Annotated in this window: 22 protein-coding genes; 10 read left to right on the top strand and 12 right to left on the bottom strand. The window is 44.6% G+C overall.

Annotated elements, in window-relative coordinates; translation table 11 throughout:
* Positions 1 to 3: 3 nt before the first annotated feature.
* The gene (locus tag O3Q51_12735; GenBank protein ID MCZ4409681.1) at positions 4 to 1,872 is read right to left on the bottom strand and encodes a nucleoside-diphosphate sugar epimerase/dehydratase; all 1,869 of its coding nucleotides are present in this window, start codon (positions 1,870 to 1,872) and stop codon (positions 4 to 6) included.
* A gap of 93 nt (positions 1,873 to 1,965) precedes the next feature.
* Here O3Q51_12735 and gcvT point away from each other — a divergent pair, with 93 nt between their 5' ends.
* The 5 genes from gcvT (at position 1,966) to O3Q51_12710 (ending at position 5,890) form a co-directional block, all read left to right on the top strand.
* Complete coding sequence (gcvT, locus tag O3Q51_12730) at positions 1,966 to 3,051, top strand: glycine cleavage system aminomethyltransferase GcvT (GenBank protein MCZ4409680.1); 1,086 nt, start codon at positions 1,966 to 1,968, stop codon at positions 3,049 to 3,051.
* Positions 3,044 to 3,775 (top strand): 2-phosphosulfolactate phosphatase, encoded by a 732-nt coding sequence (locus O3Q51_12725; GenBank protein MCZ4409679.1) that lies wholly within the window; start codon positions 3,044 to 3,046, stop codon positions 3,773 to 3,775. Before gcvT ends, O3Q51_12725 begins: the two co-directional genes overlap by 8 nt.
* The gene (locus O3Q51_12720) at positions 3,766 to 4,422 is read left to right on the top strand and encodes a YggS family pyridoxal phosphate-dependent enzyme (protein ID MCZ4409678.1); all 657 of its coding nucleotides are present in this window, start codon (positions 3,766 to 3,768) and stop codon (positions 4,420 to 4,422) included. The genes O3Q51_12725 and O3Q51_12720 overlap by 10 nt, the downstream gene beginning before the upstream one ends.
* A 148-nt stretch (positions 4,423 to 4,570) precedes the next feature.
* Positions 4,571 to 5,104, top strand: a complete 534-nt coding sequence (locus O3Q51_12715; protein MCZ4409677.1) for a HEAT repeat domain-containing protein — start codon at positions 4,571 to 4,573, stop codon at positions 5,102 to 5,104.
* Entirely contained in the window at positions 5,105 to 5,890 is a 786-nt protein-coding gene (locus tag O3Q51_12710) for a DUF3298 domain-containing protein (protein MCZ4409676.1), read from the top strand.
* Positions 5,891 to 6,100: 210 nt separating this feature from the next.
* Here the strand turns inward: O3Q51_12710 and O3Q51_12705 are convergent, their stop codons facing one another.
* Together O3Q51_12705 and O3Q51_12700 are read right to left on the bottom strand one after the other, a co-directional pair.
* A complete protein-coding gene (locus O3Q51_12705; GenBank protein MCZ4409675.1) occupies positions 6,101 to 6,709 on the bottom strand; it encodes a fibronectin type III domain-containing protein in 609 nt (202 codons plus the stop codon).
* A gap of 188 nt (positions 6,710 to 6,897) precedes the next feature.
* Positions 6,898 to 7,197: a hypothetical protein gene (locus O3Q51_12700; GenBank protein MCZ4409674.1), complete on the bottom strand. Its 300-nt coding sequence runs from the start codon at positions 7,195 to 7,197 to the stop codon at positions 6,898 to 6,900.
* Between the two features lie 164 nt (positions 7,198 to 7,361).
* Between O3Q51_12700 and O3Q51_12695 the strand changes: the two genes are divergently transcribed.
* The gene (locus tag O3Q51_12695; protein ID MCZ4409673.1) at positions 7,362 to 7,664 is read left to right on the top strand and encodes an HPF/RaiA family ribosome-associated protein; all 303 of its coding nucleotides are present in this window, start codon (positions 7,362 to 7,364) and stop codon (positions 7,662 to 7,664) included.
* Between the two features lie 58 nt (positions 7,665 to 7,722).
* On the opposite strand, the gene O3Q51_12690 is transcribed toward O3Q51_12695, so the two are convergent.
* The 4 genes from O3Q51_12690 to O3Q51_12675 all read right to left on the bottom strand — a co-directional run bounded on the left by O3Q51_12690 (position 7,723) and on the right by O3Q51_12675 (position 11,298).
* A complete protein-coding gene (locus O3Q51_12690; protein MCZ4409672.1) occupies positions 7,723 to 8,259 on the bottom strand; it encodes a hypothetical protein in 537 nt (178 codons plus the stop codon).
* A gap of 292 nt (positions 8,260 to 8,551) precedes the next feature.
* A complete protein-coding gene (locus O3Q51_12685; GenBank protein MCZ4409671.1) occupies positions 8,552 to 9,394 on the bottom strand; it encodes a 1,4-dihydroxy-2-naphthoyl-CoA synthase in 843 nt (280 codons plus the stop codon).
* Positions 9,395 to 9,403: 9 nt separating this feature from the next.
* Positions 9,404 to 10,348, bottom strand: a complete 945-nt coding sequence (locus O3Q51_12680; GenBank protein ID MCZ4409670.1) for a phosphoribosylaminoimidazolesuccinocarboxamide synthase — start codon at positions 10,346 to 10,348, stop codon at positions 9,404 to 9,406.
* Complete coding sequence (locus tag O3Q51_12675) at positions 10,348 to 11,298, bottom strand: PhoH family protein (GenBank protein ID MCZ4409669.1); 951 nt, start codon at positions 11,296 to 11,298, stop codon at positions 10,348 to 10,350. Before O3Q51_12675 ends, O3Q51_12680 begins: the two co-directional genes overlap by 1 nt.
* Positions 11,299 to 11,416: 118 nt before the next feature.
* Here O3Q51_12675 and O3Q51_12670 point away from each other — a divergent pair, with 118 nt between their 5' ends.
* Both O3Q51_12670 and O3Q51_12665 read left to right on the top strand, forming a co-directional pair.
* Positions 11,417 to 12,223, top strand: a complete 807-nt coding sequence (locus tag O3Q51_12670; protein MCZ4409668.1) for an SAM-dependent chlorinase/fluorinase — start codon at positions 11,417 to 11,419, stop codon at positions 12,221 to 12,223.
* Between the two features lie 32 nt (positions 12,224 to 12,255).
* The gene (locus O3Q51_12665; protein ID MCZ4409667.1) at positions 12,256 to 12,513 is read left to right on the top strand and encodes a hypothetical protein; all 258 of its coding nucleotides are present in this window, start codon (positions 12,256 to 12,258) and stop codon (positions 12,511 to 12,513) included.
* Here the strand turns inward: O3Q51_12665 and O3Q51_12660 are convergent.
* Genes O3Q51_12660 through O3Q51_12640 form a run of 5 tightly spaced genes read right to left on the bottom strand, consistent with a single transcriptional unit; the run spans position 12,502 to position 16,704 of the window.
* On the bottom strand, positions 12,502 to 13,236 hold the full coding sequence (locus O3Q51_12660; protein MCZ4409666.1) for a shikimate dehydrogenase: 735 nt from the start codon (positions 13,234 to 13,236) through the stop codon (positions 12,502 to 12,504). The genes O3Q51_12665 and O3Q51_12660 overlap by 12 nt on opposite strands.
* A 1-nt stretch (position 13,237) precedes the next feature.
* Positions 13,238 to 14,179 carry a DUF368 domain-containing protein gene (locus O3Q51_12655; GenBank protein ID MCZ4409665.1) on the bottom strand — a complete coding sequence of 314 codons (942 nt, stop codon included), beginning with the start codon at positions 14,177 to 14,179 and terminating at the stop codon, positions 13,238 to 13,240.
* Positions 14,179 to 14,496 carry a rhodanese-like domain-containing protein gene (locus tag O3Q51_12650; protein MCZ4409664.1) on the bottom strand — a complete coding sequence of 106 codons (318 nt, stop codon included), beginning with the start codon at positions 14,494 to 14,496 and terminating at the stop codon, positions 14,179 to 14,181. The genes O3Q51_12655 and O3Q51_12650 overlap by 1 nt, the downstream gene beginning before the upstream one ends.
* 8 nt (positions 14,497 to 14,504) lie before the next feature.
* Positions 14,505 to 15,290 carry a phosphosulfolactate synthase gene (locus tag O3Q51_12645; GenBank protein ID MCZ4409663.1) on the bottom strand — a complete coding sequence of 262 codons (786 nt, stop codon included), beginning with the start codon at positions 15,288 to 15,290 and terminating at the stop codon, positions 14,505 to 14,507.
* Positions 15,280 to 16,704 (bottom strand): tetratricopeptide repeat protein, encoded by a 1,425-nt coding sequence (locus O3Q51_12640; protein MCZ4409662.1) that lies wholly within the window; start codon positions 16,702 to 16,704, stop codon positions 15,280 to 15,282. Before O3Q51_12640 ends, O3Q51_12645 begins: the two co-directional genes overlap by 11 nt.
* Positions 16,705 to 16,949: 245 nt before the next feature.
* On the opposite strand from O3Q51_12640, the gene glmM reads away from it, so the two are divergent.
* Complete coding sequence (gene glmM, locus O3Q51_12635; GenBank protein MCZ4409661.1) at positions 16,950 to 18,338, top strand: phosphoglucosamine mutase; 1,389 nt, start codon at positions 16,950 to 16,952, stop codon at positions 18,336 to 18,338.
* A 77-nt stretch (positions 18,339 to 18,415) separates the two neighbouring features.
* Positions 18,416 to 19,564, top strand: coding sequence for a cysteine desulfurase family protein (locus O3Q51_12630; GenBank protein ID MCZ4409660.1), 1,149 nt, complete (start codon positions 18,416 to 18,418; stop codon positions 19,562 to 19,564).
* The last annotated feature ends 1 nt before the right edge of the window (position 19,565 follow it).

The raw sequence follows: 19,565 nt of genomic DNA, 5'->3' as shown, positions 1-19,565 counted from the left end.
GAATTACGCGTCAAATTTACTGAATTCGGAGTTGTTGCTTTTAAATTCTGGAACAATCTCCTTCATCTCTTGAACGAGTAGGTCGTTGTTTTGTTGGTCAAAGAGCTCCACCAAATGGGTTATCTTCTCGTTTACCACCTCAAACGGATACTCCCTTACCTGCGCAATTTTAATTTGCGGGTGATGCGTGGCTAAGGTATTCTCTTCGTTGTTGAGCAATTCTTCGTAAAGCTTCTCACCAGGTCGTAATCCTGTAATCTTGATCGCTATATCTCGATCCAACTCCAATCCGCTCAAGCGAATCATCTGCTTCGCCAAGTCAATTATTTTGACGCTTTCGCCCATGTCGAAAACGAAGATTTCTCCACCATGCCCAAGCGCCCCCGCCTCCAATACCAATTGACAAGCTTCGGGAATGGTCATGAAATACCGTGTGACCTCGGGATGAGTCACCGTTACCGGTCCACCGGCTTCGATCTGTTTTTTGAATAGGGGAATGACCGAACCGTTTGAACCGAGAACATTACCAAATCGCGTTGTCACAAATTTTGTCTTTCCCCGCTTGTTGCTACTCTGCGCGTAAATCTCTGCGATCCGCTTCGATCCGCCCATTACATTCGTTGGATTCACCGCCTTGTCGGTGCTGATCAAAACGAAAGTTTCGGTTTCAAACTCGATGGCCTTATCCACCAAAAGTCTGGATCCAAAGACATTGGTCAAAACGGCCTCACTGGGGTTGAGTTCCATCAACGGAACATGCTTGTATGCCGCGGCGTGAAAGACCATTTCCGGTCGGAAGGTCTTGAAAACGTTGTGCACGCGTTTGGTTCTGCAGATGTCGCCAATCACCACTTCCAGTTCTAGGTCAGGAAAGTTTGACCTCAGTTCATTTTCCAAATCGTAAATCGGCGATTCCGCTTGGTCGAAGGCGATTACTTTCTTGGGGCTATAAGTCGCAATTTGCCGAACCAACCCGCTGCCGATCGAACCCGCAGCGCCGGTCACCAAAACGGTTTTACCCTTAATCGCGGCTTCGACTTTGCCGTCTTCCAACTTGATGACTTCCCTTCCCAAAAGGTCGTCAATCTTGACGTCCTTGATCTGATTGAAACTCAGCTCTCCGTTGATCCATTGATTTACGGGAGGTACATTGAGCACTTGTGTCTGGTGTTTTAAGGCGGCTTCAATCACTCGCCTCCGATTGCTGATACGAGGATTTTGAATGGAAATGATCAGGTTCTCAATTCTGTTGGATCGGAGCAATTCGTCCAGCTTATCGGTGTGAAAAATCGGAACGCCGTCCATCCGCTTTCCCTGTTTCTTGGCATCGTCATCCACAAAGGCTACCACGCGGTACCGCGTTTCCCCATCGCGGTCGAGGGTTCGCTTGGTGATGATACCCGCTTCGCCCGCACCGTAGATAATCACCTGCTTTCGCTCACTTCGTGGATTCTTGATTTCCACGTAGGCCATTTTTACCGCAATGCGAAAAACAATCATCAAAATCGAGCTCAAAATGGCGTCGATGATGATGATCGAAAAGGGGAGGAAGTAAGCCGCATCCCAAAAGAAATACTTGATCGGGTTGAAGAGAGTCATGAGCAGGCTTCCGCCAATGATGACTTTGAGAATGCGAACGGAGTCTTCGGTGCCCGTGTATCGGATGATTCCCGCATAAGTCCTTCCGGTCATAAAGGAAAGGATGCGGATGATCATGTAAATCGGGAATGCAAAAATCAGAGGGCCCACTTCAACCGCGGGTAGTTTGAATTCAAACCGCAGCATGTAGGCCAGCCACAGCGAAACCATCACCAGAAAGGTGTCGATCAAAAAAATGATCCATCTGGGTACGTTTCTTCTGGGGAACTGCATTGATTTTAGGCTGATAAACCAGCCAAATATAAGAGAATTCAACGCTTAGGGTGACAAGATGAAATGTTACCTTTGCCCGCGTAAAATCAACACATGAAAAAAACTGCATTATACGATAAGCACATTGCTCTCGGGGCCAAGATGGTTCCTTTCGCTGGCTACGAAATGCCCGTGCAATACACGGGAGTAAATGACGAGCACCGCAACGTTAGAGAAGCCGCGGGCCTCTTTGATGTTTCCCACATGGGTGAGTTCTTTGTGAGCGGAGAGAATGCCCTCGAATTTTTGCAGTGGGTAACCAGCAATGACGTTTCAAAGCTATTTCCCGGCAAGGTGCAATACACCTGCCTCCCAAACGGCAAAGGTGGAATCGTAGATGACCTGCTTGTTTACTGCATTTCCGAAACGGAATACCTTCTGGTGGTAAATGCGTCCAATATTGAGAAAGATTGGAAGTGGATTCAAAGCCAAAATAAGTTCGGAGCGGAACTCGAAGATGCCAGCGATCACTATTCGCTGCTGGCCGTTCAAGGGCCTAAAGCAACGGAGGCGCTGCAGACGCTCACTGAGGTGGATTTGTCTGAAATGGGTTACTATACTTTCACGGCTGATCAACTCGGCGGAGTGGACGACGTTATCATTTCGGCAACGGGGTATACCGGTGCAGGTGGTTTCGAACTTTACGTTCCGAACGAGCACGCCGAAGAAATCTGGGATGCAGTTTTGAAAGCGGGAGAAGCGGTCGGAATGAAGCCTGCCGGATTGGCTGCTCGCGATACCCTTCGTTTGGAAATGGGCTTTTGCCTTTACGGCAATGACATTGACGATACCACCTCGCCGATTGAGGCGGGGTTGGGATGGATCACCAAATTCGCCAAAGACTTTGTCGATGCGGACGTGTTGAAAGGTCACAAAGAGAATGGTACCTCTAGAAGATTAGTCGCTTTCGAAATGATCGACCGAGGTATTCCCCGAAAGGACTACGAAATCGTAAATTCCGAAGGTGAGAAAATTGGCGTGGTGACATCGGGAACGATGAGTCCATCGCTCGGAACGGCCATCGGATTGGGATATGTAGCCAATGACTATAAATCGCCCGATTCGGAGATTTTCATTCAAGTAAGAAATAAGAACCTGAAGGCCAAAGTGGTCAAACTCCCCTTTTTCAAGAATGCCTAGCAAGAGTAGAGTAGAAGTTTGTTTCTCCCCTGAGGAGTTTGATTTGTATAAACAAGAGTACACCACGGTGGTGGCGATTGATGTGTTGCGTGCTACTACTGCAATTTGTGCAGCTTTTGACAATGGGGCTGCCAAAATGATTCCGGTTAGCTCCGTAGAAGAGGCTCAAGCTTTTAAGGATGAAGGATACTTGGTAGGAGCGGAGCGCAATGGGAAAATCGTTGAGGGCTTTGATTTCGGAAACTCGCCGTATAGTTATATGAAGGATTTTGTAAAAGGTCAAACGCTCGTGCTTACTACTACGAATGGAACGAAAGCCATCAATAAGGCAGCGAAGACACACGAAGTTCTTGTTGGTGCACTGGTAAACCTTCAGTCTGTGATTGACTACCTCAGTCAATCTCCCAGAGATGTCTTGTTGTTGGCCTCAGGTTGGCAAGGGAAGTTCAACTTGGAGGACAGTATTTGTGCAGGAGCTATCACGGAGTCTTTGTTGGAAACTGGAGATTATATCAGCGACGAAGACTCCACCATTGCTTCCTTGTTTCTTTACCGCCAAGCCAAAAATAACTACTTCGCATTTTTAAAAGCTTCTTCTCATAGAAGAAGACTGAGAAACCTCAATTTGAATGAGGATATTAAATACTGCTTGACGCCAAACCAAACCCGTGTGATACCTGTTTACCGTGACGGTGCATTAGTGAAAATGGAAGGATGGGAATAGCGGAAAACATAGCGCGAATAAATAGTGAATTGGGCGAGAATACAGAACTTATCGCTGTTTCAAAATACAGCCCTGACGAGGCCGTTCTCGAAGCCTATAAGGCGGGGCATCGCGATTTTGGCGAGAACAAAGCCCAAGATGTAACGGCGCGAAAAGAGCGTTTTCCCGACGACGTTTGCTGGCATTTTATTGGCCACCTTCAAAGAAATAAGGTGAAGTATATCGCCCCTTACATTCACCTTATTCATGCGGTTGATAGCCTCAAGCTCTTAAAGGAAATCAACAAACAAGCAAAGAAGTTCGATCGAGTGATTCCCGTTTTATTGCAAATGCACATTGCAAAAGAAGAGTCGAAGTTCGGATTGGACGAAAGCGAGTTGACGGAGTTGATTCACTCGGCCGAATTGGCTGAGCTGGAGAATGTTCGAGTAGAAGGACTCATGGGAATGGCCACCAATACGGATAAAGAAGCCGTAATCAGAAGTGAATTTGAAAGTTTGAAATCGATTTTTGACCGTTTGGCGGAAGCCGAAACCCCCTCAAATGTGGAGATGAAAACCCTCAGTATGGGGATGAGTAATGATTATAAAATTGCGGTGGAATGCGATTCGACGATGGTAAGAATCGGTTCTGCGGTCTTTAATTAGTGCCTGTCCATATGGCTCATTATCTTCGTTCCACTTGTTTTAAAATCAGTCATTGACATTTGTCAACTCCTTAATTTTAAAACTGCGTGCGCCTTGCTAATGAACCCTCTAGATCAGGCATAAACGAATGTCATAAAAGTTAGAATAAATGTCAACAGTAAAGAATAAAAGGGTAGAGGCCTTAATGAGCCTTCTACATTCGACTAAAACCACTGAGGTAATCGGTGCCTTGCAAAAGATTCCCGAACAGGGGAATGCTTCGTTGATCAAGCCGTTGCTCAGAGCTTACTTGGCTTGGCCCGACGAAACAGATATTCGATCAAGGATTGAAAAGATCTTGGGAGAATTAAAAACCCAAGAGGCGATTCCCGAACTGATCAGTGCTTTGCAAGATGAAGAGTTTGAAGAACTGCGGGCCATGATCATTTCCGTGTTTTGGCATGCGGGTATTTATCCGACGGATGAATTGGATGTTCTCATTTCCAGTGCCATCAAGGGAGATTTTATGGTGGCCGTGGAAGTGGTGACTGTCGTGGAGAATTCGGATGTCTTCACAGATCCCGATTTGATTCAGCAGTATATGCTCGATATTGATGAGTTCCTGGACGAGTATCCCGATGCACCCCACGCTTCAGTATTGGAGCAATTGAAAACAGTTTTAAAAGGTCAATACAATTTATAGATGAAAAATTTCCTTCCCCTTATTCTCACTTTATTCCTTGCTTCTTGTGGGAGCACCGTTGAAAATACGTCTGAAGAAAGCTCAGATAATGCACCGACTTATGCAGTGGATTTTAAAGAATTTTCTGAACGTGAGGCTGACTGTGCCAGCGAACAATGTACAGAGGTAAAAATAGTTTTACCATTTTTGAAAGGCGGTGACACAGTGATTACAGCTGAAGTCAATACAGATATTGAAGACCAATACCGGCAGCTGATCAGGTCCAGATTGCCTGAGCCGCGATCCACGGGATCTTGGGAATCACTTGCAGCAAGTTTTATCGAGGGATATGAGTTGTTCAAGATGGAATTTCCGGATGATCCGACGTCTTGGTATCTCTATCTGGAAGGAAGGGAGTCTTCAATTGTTGGCGATACTGTCTTCACGGTAATGGTGAATGACAGCGAGTTTATGGGAGGAGCTCATGGAAACTCGGCAACTCTTATTCAGTCTTACAGTTTAAAAGACGGTATGCCAATTGATTTTGTGGAGCGTTACGGAGTCCATCTTAAGGAAGTAGCCGAACGAAAATTCAGAGCACATCACAGTATCTCAATCAATGAACCGCTTAATGATGCAGGCTTTATTTTTCCTGAAGAAGGGTTTATCCTTCCGGATAATATCGGCTATTCTTCCAAAGGACTGATTCTCATCTACAACCCATATGAAGTGGCTCCGTATTCAACGGGAACAACTGAGTTGATCATTCCTATTTCGGATTTAGAAGCACGAAGTGAAGCTTCTTAACCGTAAAGTTTACGTACATTTGCCTTTCCGAATTTTTCTTGCTTACGATTGATATCTTGCTGGTTATTAGTCGTTAGAGGGTTTGGATTAAACAAATATATCGTTGAGAAGCCCCGTTTATCGGGGCTTTTCTGTTTTCATAAAAAAACGCCCGAGCGTTAACTCGGGCGTCTTGTCCTTACCGACATACAGCTTAAGGGGGTAGTAATGTCAGGCGGCCATAATAGATTCAATGTTGCTAGGGGGGCCGATTCCCCCGGCACCTATGGCCAGGACTCTGAAGTAATATGTTTTTCCGGGCTCCAGATTGTCCACTAAGCATCGACTTTTCGTGCTGTAGCTAATGGTTGTCCAATCTGTGTTTTTTGCCTCCTTTTTAAGGCAACTTTGAACCAGGTAATTTTTGCTATTCTTTACGGGCGACCAAATCAATTGAAGTTCTCCCGTATTGTCCGTTCGCTTAATGCGAAAGTTCTCCGGATGGATTAACTCGGCGGCTTGATTGTTGCGCTTTCGCAATTCAAAACCAGTCAATTCAATCTCTTTTTTGTCACCGTTGCTCAAGGCTTCGACATAGGAGGCAGCTTGCCTCAATTTGGCATCCAAATTCTTCACGCATAGATTTCTCGCTGCGATCGCTCTTCGGTCTCCGTATTCGGCCATTTCAATTGCCTTATTAAGTGCGTTTTGGGCCGATGTCAATTCCTCTATCAACTTTTTATTCTTGCTATAGATTTGGCTTTTGCTCATCCCGGACACCACACGTTGGGCTTTTTCTACTTTTTCCGAGGGATTTAATCCTCGTAGTCCGATTTTCACTTTTAGCATAATTCTATAGGCAGTTGTTGCACTCGTTTACGCCCTTGCTCGAATTAAGGTTTCATTTAGTTCAAGAAAAAATTCAATTTCAAGAAATATTTTTGCGATTGACCCAATGCAATTCCTGTAGGAAATTAGTTTCTCTGCATGTGAATCGCTGGGATTTGCAGTAAAGACCTATTTGAAAATCAGTGAGATGGCTTTTTCCCTGCGGAATAGGGAACATGCTCATCGAGCAGTAACGCCTCTTGTAAGGTTACTTTAGCTAACTGCATATCGATATCATCAACGGTGGCAAAATTGACACTGAAGATTTGCTTGCGACCCCGTGCCTCCAGCCAATTGTCTTCATTGCTGAGTTCATTCCCCCGCGTGAAAGCCCATTCCATATTTCCGTTCTTAAGGATATTGAAATAGCAGATCCACGACTTTCGGTAATAGAAAGGAAGATTCCACCGACGCTTGACTTCTATCGCCGGTGTTTCCATAATGAGTTCATGCAAGCATTGAACAATCCTTGCCTGTTCTGATGTTAGATTATAGAGGTAATCCCTTATGTGCATTAACAGATTTTAAAAAGTTGGTGACGCATATCATGTTTGCAACTACCTTGAATGACTAAATTAGTAACGAATAAGTAAACTCAATAACCATGGACAAAACCATAGAACCTGTAAACTTCAACGCCAGCCAAGAATTAATTGACAATGTCGGACAGATGTTTGACAAATTGGTGCGTTACAACGATCAGATCGTTAAAGCAGATATTTACTTAAAGTCACTACGTGAAACTCCTGAGCGAGCAAAAAAGGTTGAAGTGCGGGTTTTTCTTCCCGGCAAGGATGTCTTCGTAGAATATGAGGCGGATACATTCAAAACTGCAGCTCAGAAAAACTTTGACCGTTTAAAAGTCATTCTCGCTAAGGAGAAAGATAAATTGAAGTCGCATCATTAATTGAGACACAAAGCAACATTTATAAAAAAAACTCCTGCTCTCCGAGGTGGGGGTTTTTTTACCATATGTTCGGGACAGCAAAACGAAATTGTCCTTCAGTAATGTGAATAACTGTATCCAAGGTATCATTCATAATAGCAAATTCAAAACTGCCCGCGAAGTTTCCAAATTCGCCCTGACCACCATCGCGTGGAGAGAATTCATCAATTTGAATATAGCCCGATTGGAGTTGATCGTAAAAAATAGTGCCTCGGTTGTAAGCTGGAAAAACTGAATCAGCAAGAAGGGTATCAAGAACGTTGTAATAGCCTGCCTGAGGTTCCAAGCCTTTCATTCTTAATGTAACTCCTTCCCCGGTATCACAATTAACGCCTTTAGCAAGAAGGTAGCTGTCATCCAATCCAGCAGTGCCTGCGCTGTAATAATAAAATGATCTGCCGCTGCAGTAAAAGCTGTATTTCGTTTCGAAACGCTCCCCATTCACCAAACAAGTAAAGTAATCACCGGTTTTTGGAGGATTCCAACCATCCTTTTTACATGAAAACAGAATGATCTGAAAGATGAGAAATAGAACTATGTATTTGAACCGTCTCATGGCTTTAGAGTTTACACAAGATAGAAATCCAGAGGTAATCGAGAGTTAAGAGTCTGTTAAGAATCAAAATCTACAAAATCAAAACGAGTGTAACCAGTAGTTCTTCAAAAGTGACTTACGACCTAAAGTGTTCATTTTAGATCAAAAGTCGATGACATGGTAATTAAGCCCAATCTAGGTTTTAATCCCCCGATTTTTAAGTAATCTGACTCTCGTCCTTCATTCTACACTCCCCACTGAAAAACTGATAACTCTAATCTGAACTCTCTAATCTGATCTCTGACCTCTCTAATTAAGGTATCCACTTAATATCCTTGAAATCCGGCTTTCGCTTTTCTAAAAAGGCATCTCTTCCTTCTTTGGCTTCGTCAGTCATGTAGGCCAGTCGTGTGGCTTCTCCTGCAAAGACTTGCTGACCTACCATTCCATCGTCGGTGAGGTTAAATGCAAACTTGAGCATCTTGATACTCGTTGGCGATTTCTCCAAGATCTCTTGAGCCCATTCGTAAGCGGTGGCTTCCAAGTCGGCGTGAGGGATAACCGCATTCACCATACCCATCTCGTAAGCTTCCTGTGCGGAGTAGTTTCTGCCGAGAAAGAAAATCTCTCTGGCGCGTTTTTGTCCTACCATCTTTGCCAGATAGGCCGAACCGTATCCACCGTCGAAGCTGCTCACATCGGCATCGGTTTGTTTGAAGATGGCGTGTTCCTTACTGGCAAGGGTCATATCGCAAACCACGTGCAGGCTGTGTCCACCACCAACGGCCCATCCGGGCACCACGGCAATCACCACTTTGGGCATAAACCGAATCAGTCGCTGCACTTCCAAAATATTGAGTCGAGGCATTCCGTCCTCATCGACATAGCCTTGTTGACCGCGAGCGTTCTGATCTCCACCGCTGCAGAAAGCCCAGCCGCCGTCTTTCGCAGATGGTCCTTCTCCTGAAAACAGGACTACACCAATGGAAGTATCTTCACGAGCGTCTAAAAAGGCGCTGTAAAGCTCCTTCACAGTTTTTGGTCTGAACGCATTCCTTACCTCGGGGCGATTGAATGCTATTCGAGCTACACTACCCGACTTGGCATAGGTTATATCTTCGTAGTCTTTGACTTTAATCCAGTTGGCTTTGCTCATATCCGTCTCTTAAAGGGTCTTTAAATATTCGGTCGTTCGGTTCTCCACCTCTTTTTTAGTCAGTTTTTCTGCATTTCTATTGAATGCCTCACCGGTGATCTTTTCGTACAGTTCGCGGTAACGCGCAGCGATCATCTCCACACGGTCGGGAGTCATTTCGGGCACAGACTGTCCTTCCTTGCCTTGAAAGCCGTTTTCGATCAGCCATTCGCGCACGAACTCTTTCGAGAGCTGCTTCTGTGCTTCGCCGTTGGATTGTCTTTCTTCGTAACCGTCGGCGTAAAAGTACCGCGACGAGTCAGGCGTGTGGATTTCGTCCATCAGCATCACCACACCGTCTTTCAGTCCGAATTCGTATTTCGTGTCAACCAGGATCAATCCTTTCTCGGCTGCCATCTCCGTTCCTCTTTGGAAAAGAGCATGAGTATACTCCTCCATTTTCAGGTAATGATCTTGTGGCACAATTCCTTTCGCGAGAATGTCTTCTCTCGAAATGTCTTCATCGTGTCCTTCTTCGGCCTTGGTCGCGGGAGTAATAATGGGAGTGGGGAAGCGGTCGTGTTCCTTCATGCCATCGGGCATCGAAACACCGCAGAGTACTCTTTTGCCCGACTTGTACTCTCGCCAAGCGTGCCCTGTGAGGTAAGCGCGAATGACCATCTCCACGCGGAAGGGCTCGCATTTGTGTCCTACGGCAACGTTGGGCGCGGGAGTAGCCATCAGCCAATTCGGGCAAATATCTGCCGTGGCGTTCAAGAACTTCGCGGCGATGAGGTTGAGCATCGCTCCTTTTCCGGGTATGCCTTTCGGTAAAATGACGTCGAATGCCGAGATGCGATCGCTGGCAACCATCACCAACAAGTCATTGCCGATTCCATAAACGTCTCTCACCTTTCCATGATAAACAGAGCTTTGGTTGGGAAAGGAGTAGTCTATTTGAGCTGGAGCTTCCATTATTTATCAGTTTTATTGCTTTCAAATGCGGTGATGATTCGCTTAACCAAGGGATGACGCATGACATCTTTTTCGTTTAGAAAGATCAATTTCACACCTTCCACGTCTGATAGTTTTTCGATACTATATTTTAATCCGCTCGTTTGTTTCTTGGGCAAATCCACCTGAGTCATATCACCCGTGATCACAAATTTGGCTGTTTCTCCCATCCTGGTTAAGAACATCTTCAATTGGGAAATAGTGGCGTTTTGAGCTTCATCTAAAATGACAAATGCCTTATCTAAAGTTCTTCCGCGCATGTAGGCGAGAGGGGCTATTTGGATGGTTCCCATTTCCATGTAGTCGCGGAGGCGCTCAGGTGGTATCATGTCTCGCAGCGCATCGTACAGCGGTTGCAAATAGGGATCGAGTTTATCCTTCAAATCGCCTGGAAGAAATCCCAGGTTTTCACCGGCTTCAACCGCTGGACGCGTCAATATGATTTTACGAACTTGTTTGTCTTTCAAGGCTCTTACCGCAAGGGCAACAGCCGTGTAGGTTTTTCCCGTTCCTGCAGGACCAATCGCAAAAACGAGATCGCTCTCATCTACTGCTTCAACAATTCGCCTTTGATTGGCTGTTTTGGCTTTAACTTTTAAGCCATTATTTCCATGGACTAAAATTCCGTCGCCCCCTGCATTAATCATCAAACTCGGTGCATCTTCAGACATCAAGCGCTCGATATTGCTTTCGGTCAGCCGGTTGTACTTATCCATGTGCTGCATGAACAAATTCATCTTTTGCTCGAAGTGATCAATTTCTTCAGGCTCGCCTATAGCTTTGATCATGTTTCCACGAGCTATGACTTTGAGTTTGGGGAAGTGACGCGTAATGAATTGAAACTTGGAGTTGTTCACCCCGAGGATCTCGACTGGGTCAACGTTTTCGATTGGAATTATTCTTTCGCTCAATAGCTTTTGGATATGCTGTTTTTACTTTGTTTCGAAGAGAATCGCCCGTGGGTTTTTTCTTACTTTTGAATTCCAAAAATAAAGAATATTTCGGCGTAGACTACAGCGCTTTTTTCCCATGCCAATCATCACCCTCACTTCTGATTTAAGTACGAAAGACTATTACCTGGCGGCTGTGAAAGCCACAGCTTACAGGCTGATTTCTGATGTGAAGTGGATCGATGTTTCCAATCATATTCCGCCATTTGACATGGCTAAGGCTGCTTTTGTCCTCAAGAATGTTTGGAAAGAATTTCCCGAAGGCACTATTCACATCGTTGGAGTAGCTTCAGAGTGGACTAAGAAAACACCTTATGCCATCGTAAAAATGCAAGGGCAGTATTTCATCGGTACCGACAATGGTTTCTTTTCCTTGCTCTTTGATGAAACTGCAGTACCCGACTGGATTCGCACCATCAAGCTACAGGGTGATGAAGATCTAAGTTTTCCTGCTAAGTCGATTTTTGTGAGCATTGCTGCGAAAATAGCCGCTGCTGAAGAATTAGATGATTTCAGTACTGAAGTAGAAAGCTATCGCCGCCGACCACTACCGATTCCTGTAGTTGAATACGACAACATCCGCGGTATGGCGATCTACGTCGATTCTTATGGCAATGTGATTACAAACATCACCAGAGAACTTTTCGAAAAAGAAGTTGGATCCAAAGAGTTTAATATCGTGATACGCCGAGGCGATACTGATCTGAACCGTATTTCCAGAACCTACAACGAGGTGCCTCAAGGTGAGAAAGTAGCACTGTTCACTTCCGAGGGATACCTAGAAATTGCCATCAATCGCGGCGTGGAAGGAAGTGGAGGTGGAGCAACAGATCTTCTGGGTATTCGTGAAAACGATATCATTCGGATAGAAATTTTGGAGGAGTAGAACAATCCGCCCTTTTCAAGTATTTATGTATTGTGGAGCAAAAACTTCGTCAATTTAAAAAGCTAAATCTCGGTGGCCGATTTCGACATCTGAGAGAATGCGGGCGATACATCGACTCGCGGTTCTTTGGTACTTACCGCGTCCACCTTTATGAGGTGGAAGGATTCTACACCGAAGTATGGATGAGGCCCGATTTGGATCAGGTTTGTTGGATTGAAGTCGCCGACATTGATAAAGTCGCTGAGAATTACGCAGGATCCATTGATATCAAGGCCGAACTAGGTCTCTGAATTCCAGATATCCCAACTCTTCTCTGCTTGAATTTTGAGCATGCTCAAGCCATTTTGAATCGAAGCTCCTCGTGCTTCTCCTTCTTTTAAGAATAGGGTCTTTGGGGGATTATAAATCAAATCATACAAGAGATGGCTCTTTGTAATGCCTTTGTAGGCAATGGGTGGTGCATCAGTAATATTTGGTGAGGTACCAACAGGAGTCGTATTTACGATAAGGCGATGCCACTTTACCGCATTTGAATTGCACTCTTGGTATGAAATTTCATTAGAGCCAGACGGATTTCGGCTAACGAATAGCAAGTCCAGTCCGATTTTCTTCAGTACATAAGCCACTGCCTTTGAAGCACCACCTGTACCCAAAATGAGCGCTCTGTCCATTCCATGTTCCAGAAAAGGTTTTAGGCTGTTTTCAAATCCGATCACATCAGTATTGTAACCGATGGTCTTACCATTTTTAAATTTTATCGTGTTGACCGAACCTACTTCTTTGGCGGTCGGATCGATTTCATCCAAAAAAGGAATAACTGCCTCCTTATAGGGAATGGTGACATTGAGTCCACTTAATTGCTCAATCGAAAGGAGTTTTGCGACTTCCTCTATCTCTGCGAGTTCGAAGTTTTCGTATGTCGCCCGTATTTGAAGATCAGTGAATTTTTTTTGGAAATAATCTTTGGAGAAAGAATAGGCGAGTGTCTCTCCAATCAAGCCAAAACGTCTCATTTTAGATCTTTTTTGGCGCAAACCGATCCATCACGAAAATGATAAGTATCCCCACAACGGCTAGAGTAATACCTAACATTAGCTCAGAGTCGAGTCCAGTGATTGTTTCATAAGTCGAAGGAAGAATGTTCTCTTGAACAAGCGGAACAATTTCCTCATTCTCTTCGCCTTTGTGCTTTACAAAAACCTCAACGGTCTCTTTCCAGGGCCAAATCCTATTAAGTGATCCTAAGAGAAATCCACTTAGAACAGCGATCGTTACATCATGATACCGAGTGAACATCCATTTTAAGAATCGGCTGAATGCTAAAATCCCGACAATGCATCCACCTCCGAAAATTCCGATGGAGAGAAAATCACGATCGTTCAACGCTTGAAGAACGGTGGAATAGGAGCCCAATAATAATAGAATAAAGCTTCCCGATATTCCCGGAAGGATCATCGCGCAAATGGCGATCATTCCGCTTACAAAAAGGTACCAGGTGGCGCCTGGATCTTCCACTGGCGGCAAGTCGGTAATGAGATAAGCAATGATAGTACCTGCTGCAAAACCAAAGTACCTCGAGCCCGACCAATTGCGAACCGACTTTGCTACCAAGGGGATACTTGCCAATACCAAACCGAAAAAGAACGACCAAATCGCAATAGGATGTGCATCGAGCAGATAAGTGATAAGCTTGGCAAAAGAAATAAGACTAATGAAGATTCCCGCGAATAATCCCACCAAGAAGTTTCCGTTCAATGCCTTCCAAAAGGGTTTAATACCTTCTTTGAAAAGTATCTGAAGAGTAACAAAGTTGACACGATTGATGGTGTCAATCAGCTCTTCGTAGATCCCTGTGATAAAAGCTATTGTACCACCTGATACTCCCGGAACCACATCGGCCGCTCCCATTCCCATGCCTTTTAGGACCAGGTAAACATAATCTTTTGGAGTTCTCATCAGTAAACGATTACGGTAGGATCAATTTCACGCGCCCAAGCCTCAATGCCACCCTCGAGTAAAACAACATTATCAAATGCCTTTTCAGTGCGCAGCATATGAACCATGGCAGATGCCCTCGATCCACTCTTGCAGTGAATAACGACTGGTATGTCTTTTCTGAGTTCGGCAGAACGCTCGAGTAGGTTGGCCATTGGGATATGGATACCACCGATTGATCCGGAGTCTACCTCGTGAATTTCTCTGATATCAATGATTTGAACGTCTTCCCCTTTATCCAAGAGGGCTTTTAGTTCTTGAACGCTGATGTGCGACATGATAATAGTTATGGCCGCATATTCGCGGCAATTTCTTCGGGCAAAAATTCGAAAAAAGTGTCACCTCTCAAACCTATTCTCAAAGTTTCGAGTGGAATCACATCGTTTGGAGCGATGTTTCCCAAATTGACATTGTGCCCGATTAATTTGATAAACCAGACCTGTTGAGCTTTTTGAGGAGCCTCCCAGAGTATGTCTTCTGATTTAACTCTCGCCAATATCTTGTTTACCAAAACGACGTGTGCTGTTCCATTGGGGCGATAAATACCAACGTTTCCGCTTTCACGAGCTTCTGCAATTACTTTCCACGACCCTGCTCTGAGTTCCGTATCCATCATTTTCACCCACTTTCCAGGGGCTATGAGGATTCCTTCTTCTTTGGAGCCCACTTCTGATAAAACCGTAAAGTCTTTTGCCAGCTTCGAGATAAACTCGAGTTTTTCATCGTGGGGAAGGTCAATTGATCCGTCGGACACTTCAACCGTTTCGAGTTTCAGATCAAGGAGCAGCTTTCGATACTCATCAAACATGCCTCTCACGATAAATGCTTCGAAAAGCGTACCTCCAAGGTAAACCTTCATATCAGCATCGTGGTAGAGCTTGATCTTCTCTTTCAGGTCTTTGGTTAGGTATGAGGTACCGAAACCCAATTTGATAATATCCGTGAGTGTTCCGTTTGCATCAAGAAAATTGGCCGCACTTCTGAGGCTCAATCCTTTGTCCATCACCATAGTAAGACCATTGTCACGCGGTCTTTCGGTGCGTTCGGGAATAAAGGGTAAATTAAAGTTCATTTTCCTTCTGCGCTTTATCTTGAATTTCGATTAAGCCTGCAATATTCGGAAATTGTAATGCTTCAGGGAAAATTGTTAGGAAGTATTTTAAACCCTCAGGATTATCGGAAGAACAAGTCAAGAACAACTCCGTGGCTTGTTGTTGTTTCTTATTCTTAATTAAATGCTTGATTTTATGCCATTTAAGGTCGTATACGTCGGGCATTCTCTCAATGGCCTGATTGATTATTTCCAATGAAATATTATATCCTTCAGCTGCAGATAAATCTGCTAAGGAAATCCAAGATTCCGCATCATCAGGAAATATTTTGATCATTTCCTCTAAATGACGTTTGGCCTCAGCTAGTTTATCAGCCTTGATGTAAGTCTCTACCAGGATATGTCTGTTATCGAGATGAAAGTCATCTTTTCTCACTGCCTCTTCGTAGTAAGTGGTGGCATTCAATAAATCTCCTTCGTTCTCGCGGATGGCTCCTATACCCATTAATGCCTCGACATATTCAGGATCGATAGCCAACGCTTTTTTGTAATTCAGTTCGGCTGCATTCCAGAGCTCCATTCTCTCTTGACACTCGCCAATGGCGGTATACACCAATGGGTTTTCGTTATCGAACTCCAAAGAATCTTTATACGACTCAGCGGCAGCTAAGTCCATATCCATAGAGGTGAGCAGATTGCCTTTTAAGATGTAGGCCGCTACAAAGTCCTCTCTGATGGCTATGCAGAAATCTGCCGCCTCAATGCCTTTCTCGTACAGACCAATCTTATCAAAACAAAGAGCCAGGTTATACCAGCCCACAAAATTGTAAGGGAATTTGTTCAAATATCTTTGGAAAAACTCAACTCCTACTTCAATCTGATTGGCCATCTCGTAGCAGTAGCTCAATTCAAATAGACTCGCTTCGTGGTTCGGATTTATTTTCAGGGACTCTTTCAAACTGTCAATTGCCCCGGTATAATCATTGGCAATCTGTTGCTCGTAAGCCAAATCCATGAAAATCTCTTCTCTGTTTTCCGGGGCAATCTCCAATGCCTTTAGAAGGCAGGACTTTGTACCCTCGTGATCACTGAGGTTTCGATGTACCACGGCCTTAAACAAAAGCATATCCGTATTAGTAGGCTCTGCAGCTTCCAAAAATTCCAAAATCTCCAAGGCTTTTGTCGACTCTTTTGAAGCCGCAAAGATTTGTGCCTTTTTCAAGAGTAGAGTGGAAGAGCTAGGAAAGATGGACAATCCATGATTCACAGCGAGCTTAGCCTTTCGGTGATTACTCTTTTCAAGATAGAAGTCAGCTAAAGACTCTAATTCCTCTACATCGAAGAAATAAGCTTGCCTCAACTTGAGCATCTTTTCAAATTTCTCGACGAGACCTGAGTCAGACTGCGGGTAAAGGTTGTGCGAATATTCCGTCATAAGCCTTTATTGGTAAATGAGTATTCTCAAATTTAGAAAACCACTCACCGTTTAATCTTGGAGGGGCTGTTTTGTTGTTAACAACGTTACCATGGAAAAATCCTTATTCGCTTTTCCTCCTTTTTTAAACAGCCTACAAAGTTACGCCTTTCTCAGTCGGAATAAAAGTACTTTGAGTTGAAAACTCATTCGCGGGGAGGCCGTCAAAATCGCTGTGAATAATAACTTTGCGAAAAAAGTAAGCTTTGACACTGATTAAATCTATTTCCGGTATTCGAGGTACCATTGGCGGAAAAGCCGGAGAAAACCTCACACCAATCGACATTGTGAAATTTACTGCCGCTTATGGCCAGATTTTGAAGAATTCTGCGGTAGGCGATTCTGTAAAGGTGGTCATAGGCCGCGATGCCAGAAAGAGTGGGCCGATGGTGAGGAACTTCGTTTCAACCACTCTCACGGGAATGGGAATAGAGGTGATCGACCTGGGTTTAAGCACAACGCCCACAGTAGAGATTGCCGTGCCCGAAGAGAAAGCCAACGGTGGCATTATCATTACGGCCAGCCATAACCCAGGACAATGGAATGCGCTGAAATTGCTCAACTCATCGGGTGAGTTCATCTCTGCTGACGCCGGTCAGCAGGTTATCGAATTAGCTGAAACTCTCGATATTGATTTCGCCGAGGTCGACGGAATGGGATCGTACCGTGTCGATGAGTCATACTTGTTGAGACATATAGAATTGGTGCTCAATCATCCTTTAGTAGATAAAGAGGCGATTGCTGCAGCCGATTTTCACGTGGCCGTGGATGCCGTGAATTCTAGTGGAGGAATTTTTATTCCTGCTCTGTTGGAAGAGCTTGGTGTGAAGCGAGTTGAGCAGCTCTTTTGTACACCAAATGGGGAATTTCCGCACAATCCTGAGCCTCTTCCGGAGCACTTGGTTGAACTTTCGAATATTGTTCGAGAAAAAGAATGCGACCTGGGAATTACTGTCGATCCCGACGTGGACCGCCTGGCCTTTGTCAGTGAAAACGGTGATGTATTCGGTGAAGAGTACACTTTAGTGGCAGTGGCTGATTATGTCCTTTCACAGAAAAAAGGCAATACGGTATCGAATCTCTCTTCTACTCGAGCTCTGCGTGATGTTACTGAAAGGCATGGAGGTACTTACCACGCTTCGTCAGTAGGTGAGGTGAATGTAGTGGAGAAGATGCGTCAAGTAGGGGCAGTAATCGGCGGTGAAGGGAATGGAGGGATTATCGATCCCGAACTGCACTATGGACGAGATGCGCTGATTGGAGTGGGCTTGTTCTTGACACATTTAGCAAAAAGCGGAATGAGCATGACCGAGCTTCGTGCGTCATACCCGTCTTATTATATGTCTAAAAATAAGATTCAGCTCACGCCTGCTATTGATGTCGACGACATACTCAAGAGAATGGCTGAAAATCACAAGGACGAGAATATAAATACAATTGACGGAGTGAAGATTGATTTTGCGGAGGAATGGGTCCATTTGCGTAAGTCAAATACCGAACCCATTATCCGTGTTTACACCGAAAGTAAAAGCCCTGAAGCTGCGCAGCAATTGGCTGAGCGAATCATAGATGAAATCAAATCAATGATTTCGTAATTTTGCCAGAGCGAAGCGGTTCCATTTGCGCAGAAAGTATTCTGCAGAATGAGTAGCTGCGAAAAATTTTTAAGCAAATGAGAGTTTATTTCGACAATGCCGCAACTACTCCATTGGCACCCGAGGTGCTTGACGTAATGTTGCCATTACTTCGCGACGATTTTGGGAATCCATCCAGTACACATCAATTCGGAAGAAAGACGAAGTCAGCTATTGAAATGGCCAGAAAAACCATTGCTAAGTTGCTTCACTGTTCCCCTATGGAAATCTGCTTTACTTCAGGTGGAACAGAGGCCGACAATATGGCCATCCACGGAGCGATTGAAGAGCTTGGAGTTACGCGAATTATTTCATCACTGGCAGAACACCACGCGGTGCTCCATACCGTGGAGCATTGCCAATCCAATTGCAATGTTGAGCTCGAAATGGTCAGGTTAACTGATCTTGGTCATGTTGATGTAGACCATCTCAAAGAGCTTTTAGCAAGTAGTGATAAAAAGACTTTAGTCTCTTTAATGCACGCCAATAATGAGATCGGTACCATGATCGATATTGATGAGATCGGTCAGATTTGCGAGGAGTACGGTGCCCTTTTTCATTCTGATACCGTTCAAACAATGGGGCATTTCCCCATGGACTTGTCAAAAACCAAAGTTCATTTTATTACCGGTGCTGCACATAAGTTTCACGGACCAAAAGGCGTAGGCTTTCTCTACATTAATAAGGATGTCCATGTGAACTCATTAATTCGAGGTGGCTCACAAGAGAGAAATATGCGTGCCGGAACGGAAAATATCTACGGCATTGTAGGGATGGCAAAAGCTTTGGAGATGGCTTTAGAGCATGTGGATGAACACCGCGAGCATATTCAATCTATCAAGGATTACATGTGTCAAAAGTTGCGGGAAGAAATCCATGGATCGAATTTTAACGGATGTTTGGAGCGGAGTCTTTACACTGTTCTCAATGTGAGGCTGCCTAAGACGGATAAGGCTGAGATGCTTCTATTCTTGTTGGATATTGACGGAATAGCCTGCTCGGGAGGTAGCGCTTGTTCCAGCGGTAGCAACCAAGGAAGCCATGTACTGCGAGCTATCAATGCTGATACATCTGTGCCGAGTATTCGCTTTAGCTTTAGCCGATACAGCACAAAAGAAGAGGTGGACTATGTGGTGAGCCAATTGAGTAAGCACTTGGTAACGATAACCTCAGAAGTAGCTTCTTAGC

This window comes from Cryomorphaceae bacterium 1068 (genome assembly GCA_027214385.1).
In the GTDB taxonomy this organism is placed as follows: Bacteria; Bacteroidota; Bacteroidia; order Flavobacteriales_D; family Cryomorphaceae; genus JAKVAV01.
The sequence above is the reverse complement of the archived record's forward strand: the minus strand, read 5'-3'. Positions and strand labels throughout refer to the sequence as shown.

What these genes read in the sequence shown, in the direction of transcription:
- O3Q51_12735 (MCZ4409681.1), bottom strand. Translation starts at nt 1,872, where the DNA reads ATGCAGTTCCCCAGAAGAAACGTACCCAGATGGATCATTTTTTTGATC.
- gcvT (MCZ4409680.1), top strand. Translation starts at nt 1,966, where the DNA reads ATGAAAAAAACTGCATTATACGATAAGCACATTGCTCTCGGGGCCAAG.
- O3Q51_12725 (MCZ4409679.1), top strand. Translation starts at nt 3,044, where the DNA reads ATGCCTAGCAAGAGTAGAGTAGAAGTTTGTTTCTCCCCTGAGGAGTTT.
- O3Q51_12720 (MCZ4409678.1), top strand. Translation starts at nt 3,766, where the DNA reads ATGGGAATAGCGGAAAACATAGCGCGAATAAATAGTGAATTGGGCGAG.
- O3Q51_12715 (MCZ4409677.1), top strand. Translation starts at nt 4,571, where the DNA reads ATGTCAACAGTAAAGAATAAAAGGGTAGAGGCCTTAATGAGCCTTCTA.
- O3Q51_12710 (MCZ4409676.1), top strand. Translation starts at nt 5,105, where the DNA reads ATGAAAAATTTCCTTCCCCTTATTCTCACTTTATTCCTTGCTTCTTGT.
- O3Q51_12700 (MCZ4409674.1), bottom strand. Translation starts at nt 7,197, where the DNA reads ATGGAAACACCGGCGATAGAAGTCAAGCGTCGGTGGAATCTTCCTTTC.
- O3Q51_12695 (MCZ4409673.1), top strand. Translation starts at nt 7,362, where the DNA reads ATGGACAAAACCATAGAACCTGTAAACTTCAACGCCAGCCAAGAATTA.
- O3Q51_12690 (MCZ4409672.1), bottom strand. Translation starts at nt 8,259, where the DNA reads ATGAGACGGTTCAAATACATAGTTCTATTTCTCATCTTTCAGATCATT.
- O3Q51_12685 (MCZ4409671.1), bottom strand. Translation starts at nt 9,394, where the DNA reads ATGAGCAAAGCCAACTGGATTAAAGTCAAAGACTACGAAGATATAACC.
- O3Q51_12680 (MCZ4409670.1), bottom strand. Translation starts at nt 10,348, where the DNA reads ATGGAAGCTCCAGCTCAAATAGACTACTCCTTTCCCAACCAAAGCTCT.
- O3Q51_12670 (MCZ4409668.1), top strand. Translation starts at nt 11,417, where the DNA reads ATGCCAATCATCACCCTCACTTCTGATTTAAGTACGAAAGACTATTAC.
- O3Q51_12660 (MCZ4409666.1), bottom strand. Translation starts at nt 13,236, where the DNA reads ATGAGACGTTTTGGCTTGATTGGAGAGACACTCGCCTATTCTTTCTCC.
- O3Q51_12655 (MCZ4409665.1), bottom strand. Translation starts at nt 14,179, where the DNA reads ATGAGAACTCCAAAAGATTATGTTTACCTGGTCCTAAAAGGCATGGGA.
- O3Q51_12650 (MCZ4409664.1), bottom strand. Translation starts at nt 14,496, where the DNA reads ATGTCGCACATCAGCGTTCAAGAACTAAAAGCCCTCTTGGATAAAGGG.
- O3Q51_12645 (MCZ4409663.1), bottom strand. Translation starts at nt 15,290, where the DNA reads ATGAACTTTAATTTACCCTTTATTCCCGAACGCACCGAAAGACCGCGT.
- O3Q51_12640 (MCZ4409662.1), bottom strand. Translation starts at nt 16,704, where the DNA reads ATGACGGAATATTCGCACAACCTTTACCCGCAGTCTGACTCAGGTCTC.
- O3Q51_12630 (MCZ4409660.1), top strand. Translation starts at nt 18,416, where the DNA reads ATGAGAGTTTATTTCGACAATGCCGCAACTACTCCATTGGCACCCGAG.